This is a genomic window from Corynebacterium sp. HMSC075D04 (assembly GCF_001815635.1).
Taxonomy (GTDB): Bacteria; Actinomycetota; Actinomycetes; order Mycobacteriales; family Mycobacteriaceae; genus Corynebacterium; species Corynebacterium coyleae.
The window spans coordinates 1-4,592 of the sequence record NZ_KV821349.1 but is presented as its reverse complement, the minus strand read 5'-3'; the positions used below and the strand labels follow the sequence as shown (position 1 = coordinate 4,592).

4 protein-coding genes are annotated in these 4,592 nt (G+C 57.2%); 2 read left to right on the top strand and 2 right to left on the bottom strand.

The features are described 5' to 3' along the window. Window positions 1-2,848 (bottom strand): YPDG domain-containing protein (locus HMPREF3048_RS07125; RefSeq protein ID WP_070771719.1); only part of this gene is annotated, 2,848 nt, incomplete at its 3' end. A gap of 411 nt (window positions 2,849-3,259) precedes the next feature. Between HMPREF3048_RS07125 and HMPREF3048_RS07120 the strand changes: the two genes are divergently transcribed. Further along, window positions 3,260-3,544: a type II toxin-antitoxin system TacA family antitoxin gene (locus HMPREF3048_RS07120; protein WP_070422119.1), complete on the top strand. Its 285-nt coding sequence runs from the start codon at window positions 3,260-3,262 to the stop codon at window positions 3,542-3,544. Beyond that, window positions 3,537-4,049, top strand: coding sequence for a GNAT family N-acetyltransferase (locus HMPREF3048_RS07115; RefSeq protein ID WP_070422117.1), 513 nt, complete (start codon window positions 3,537-3,539; stop codon window positions 4,047-4,049). The genes HMPREF3048_RS07120 and HMPREF3048_RS07115 overlap by 8 nt, the downstream gene beginning before the upstream one ends. Here HMPREF3048_RS07115 and HMPREF3048_RS07110 read toward each other — a convergent pair. Beyond that, on the bottom strand, window positions 4,020-4,592 hold a 573-nt coding region (locus HMPREF3048_RS07110; RefSeq protein WP_210398424.1), incomplete at its 5' end, for a hypothetical protein. The two genes, HMPREF3048_RS07115 and HMPREF3048_RS07110, sit on opposite strands and share 30 nt — an antisense overlap.

The following is a 4,592-nucleotide window of genomic DNA, read 5'->3' as shown; positions in this document are numbered from 1 at the left end:
TGTACTCCGGCTCGTAGTCCAGGTTCTGGTTCGGAACCTTCGGGTTCGTCTTGTCTTCCTTCTCCTTCTCATCCGGGATGCCATCACCGTCATCGTCCGGATCTTCGGTATCAGGTGTGCCATCACCGTCGGTGTCCAACTTGAAGTTCGCCGTCGTGTCGTCGGTGGACTTGTCCGGGTAAGTCACCGTCACCGGAACATCAAACTCCTCAACGGTGTCAGCGTTGAGCTTCGACTTATCCGGGAACGTCACGGTGATCTCACCGGTGTTCTCGTCGATAGTGACCACGTAGCCCTCAGGTGCCGTGAAACCATCAGTGATCTTGAACGTCGAGCCCTCAGGAGCGGTCGCGTCCTTGCCATCCTTGCCGGTGAAGGTCGGCGAAGACTTCGTCTCCTTGCCCGGGACGACGAGCTTGTCCTCGTAGGACGGCTCGTAAAGGTCCTTGTCCTTGTCGGTCACCGTGACGGTGACGTCAACGTTGTCCTTCGTGCCATCCGGGTAGGTCACAACCACCGGAACGGTGATCTTGTCGCCCGGCTTGGCGTCCTCCGGGATGGTCACCGTGATCTCACCGGTGTTCTCATCGATGGTCACGCCATCCGGGGTGTTCTCACCCGGGGTGAACTTCGTGCCCTCCGGCGGCGTGGTCGGGTTGCCATCCTTGTCCTTGAAGGTTGGCTTGTCCACCTTGACGTCCTCACCAGGCTTACCGGTGACGTCGGTGTACTCCGGCTCGTAGTCCAGGTTCTGGTTCGGAACCTTCGGGTTGGTGTCGTCGTCAATCTCCTTATCATCCGGGATGCCATCACCGTCATCGTCTGGATCCTCGGTATCAGGTGTGCCGTCGCCATCGGTGTCCAGCTTGAACTTCGCAGTCGCGTCGTCGGTGGAACCATCCGGGTAGGTCACAACAACCGGAACGTCGAATTCCTCAACGGTGTCCTTGTTCAACTTGGATTTGTCCGGGAAGGTGACGGTGATCTCGCCGGTGTTCTCGTCGATAATGACCACGTAGCCCTCAGGAGCCTTGAAGTCCCCTGGAATTGCGAACTTGGAGCCCTCCGGAGCGTCGACCTTCTCCTCGGTCTCGTTGCCATTTTCATCGACCTTGGTAAAGGTCGGAGCAGACTTCGTCTCCTCGCCCGGAACAACGAGCTTGTCCTCATAGGACGGGGTGTACTCGTCCGCGTCGCGGGTGACCAGCACGGTCCATGCGGAAACATCATTGCCGCCGGAAACCAGGACCACGTTGAAGAAGTCGCCCTTCTTCGCATCATCCGGGATGTCGAAGGTGCACGCTGCGACCTGGGCCTTGATGCCCTTGGATTGGTCGAGCTCGCACTCCTTGAGCACCTTGCCCTTAGAGTCACGCCACTCCACCTTCGACGGCAGCGTGGACAGATTGCCGTGGAACTCCGGGGTCACCGTAACACCAGGTGCAGCCGGCTTATCCGTCGCGTTGTAATCCGCCGTGATCGACACCGGGGTGTACGGCATGACCGCGTAGTTGACGTTGTACAGCGAGTTCAGTTCCTGGTACGGAAGACCGTTGAAGTTAATCGGCAGCTGGTTCTCGCCCGGGGAAGCCGCCGCCTTGAAGTTTCCACCGCCGTTAAAGCGCTGGAAGATCGGGGTGTGGAAGCCCGTGTAGCCGTTCTGGACCACACCGTCCTTGTTCTCCACCCACACGAACATGTGGTTCGGGTTGAGGATATCCTCGCGGACCTGGCCCTTCTCGTAGTTGCCAAAGCGCAGGGTGTAGCGGCCTTCGTTATCGGTCTTGCCGTAGACGGTCTTGAGGATGTACTCCGGATTGTCCTCGAGCATCTGCTTGGTCGCCTCGGCCAACTTCGCCGGGTCGTTCTTGTACTGCTCGTGCAGAACCTGGTTAGCCGCGGCACCATCCTTGGTCAGGGTGGACGCGTAGACGGTGTAGCCGTCGGCGGCTTCGTCGACACTGTTGAACGACGGACCGGTTGCCACGATGCCCTTGTCCGGACCGCCGGTCTCCAGCCACACGCGACCGGAAACGGTATTCGGTACGTCAGTCTGGGTTGACGCCAGACCGATCGGGCCCTCGGGGTCCTCGACCAGCCTGTCGCCCTTGGCAGCCATCCAGCTTTCCTTGTGGCTTGGCGGGACTTCCTGCAGGAACGCGGCCATGAGCTGGATGTTGCCGTCTGCTGCGACGAAAGAACCCAGCGGCCCTTCGACCACGCCGTTGAATGAGCCAGGGACGAAACCGTTGGCCTGGCGGAACATGACAACGTTGTTGCCACGCTCGTTGGTAAACGGCTCAACCCAGATGCGGTGCTTCTGGTCCGTACGGGCAGACCACGTGTGCTCACGGCCAAGCTTGTCCGTCCAGGTAATGCCCTTATCGCCAGTACCGAACGCAAACGTACCCTGACCACCGTTGCCGCCGACTACGTCAGGCAGCGTGTGCGTCTGCGCCTTGAAGATCGGCGAGTACGAACCATCCTTGTCACGGAACTGGGCATAGACGGTGATGCCGTCGAGCTTCACGTTGCCGTTGTCATACGCCGCACCCGGGTTACCGCCAGGGGTGGTCAAGTAGACATGGCCCGAGATCAAGCCCTTACCAACACCGTGTGCATCAGTCAGGTTCGCGGCCTTGGTGACACGACCGCTGGCGATCATGTCCGCATCAATGATTCCGTTCTCATCAACCACCGGAGAAGGCGAATTCTGCTCAGACTCAGCAGCAGGCGCTTCCTCCTGCGCGAACGCAACTGGCTGTGCGAACGGCGCAACCAACGCAAACGACAGCGTGGCTGCGGCAATGGAAGTGCCGCGGCGGCGGGAAATGTAGTTCTTCTTCACCGAAATTCCTTCCCTCGAAAATGATCCTTCGGTTAGATACGTGCATCTCTTTGTGCGCTGTATTTGACACGTGTCACACAGAGACGACATAGCCGAGAGTAAGGAGTTAGACAAGTGTCTACAATATTTTGTTTCTTTCGCTTGATAATGCTTTTAATTCTTTAAGCTTCTTCAAAGCGTTCAAGCCTCTCCACATGGCAAAACCCACACCGCAATCCCCCTTTTCTTAGGTTGTGAAATTTTGCATAGGGTCGCTTGCTGACGGTGGGGTTGGTGACGATCACATAGTGCCATCAACGCACGTTCTCACCCCTCAACTTGCGGCGCGAGGCAGCGTGGCGTACATTGTGCGCACAGGTTCTACACGTTGCTTGAAGACCTCACCACACAAAAGTAAGGACAGTGGTCCCTATGACTCAGCCAAAAGTTAAGCGACTTCACCTCAGGACAACAGAGGTCCAGGACGAGACGCTACGAAGTGCCGCCGAAGCCCAGGATGTTCCGGTGTCCGATTTCGTGCTCGGCAGCGCAATGATCGAAGCGGAAAAGATTCTTGCCGATCGCCGTTGGTTCGAATTGAGCGACGAAGACTTCGCCAAATTCGAGAAAGCCCTCGATACCCCCGTCGACGGCACGAAACTAGCGCGCCTTCTCGCATCCGACTCCGTCTTCGGAAAGGAGTTCCACCTTGACTAGGGACATCATCCAACCTCCGCGAACGATCGAAAAGGAAGATGATGTTGCAGGTTTCTCCTGCGGGGTGGAAAGCCTAGACAAGTGGCTCAAAGAAAACGCTTGGAAAAACCAACGCGCCAACAATTCTGTCACCTACGTGACAACGCTTAACGACAAGGTAGTTGGTTACTACGCTCTCGCATCGGGCGGAGTCAGCCGAGATGCCCTGCCCAAGCGATTCCGCAACAACCGTCCCAAGGACGTTCCGATCATCCTTCTGGGGCGGTTCGCTGTCGATTCGCGCGCTCAAGGCAGACAACTAGGCAAATCCCTATTACAGGACATGTTTAGACGCGCGATCGCCGCAGCGGAGATAATCGGTGCGGCAGCGATCCTCATCCACGCACACGATGAAAGCGCAAAACAGTTCTACCTCCATAACGCTAACTTTCATGAAATGCCAGGAGAACCGCTCCATCTCCTCCTGCCGGTGGAATCACTGATCCAACAAGCCCAGAACTCTTAGCATGCGGCGCCTCCACGCTTCCAACTCAATCGGCACAACGGTAGGCGTATCCCTCAGGGGTTCAGGCTCCCACAACCACATCGATCCCGTCGGCATACCGGCGGGCAAAGCATCAATCAGAAACTGGATACTCTCTAGTGGCGCATCCCTATTGCAGCGGTATGAAGCGGCGACGAGATTGAAATGATTGAGCGTGCTGACCAGCGACCCCTCCTCTACCGGTTGGTAGAGCTTCAACGTCTCCAAGGCGCGCTCCGGGTTTTCTCCAATAATGCAGAACCCGAAGTTTCTCTTCACCTCTGGCTCATTAGGAAACAGGTTTATGTTTTCACTTGCCAGGTTGACCGCCTGGTCCACGTCACCTTTGTCTAATGCGGCAATTACGGATTTCTGTGCTTTCTCCAGCTCAGCCAATGGCCCCCGCTGATAGGGCGCAATTTGTGAAGTCGCGCGCCTAGCGAGCTCTTGGGTTACATCAAACAAAGAGACTCTGCGTTCCTCCAGAAGACCTGGGGTGTCATGATTCCGGTGGACGGTGAAACC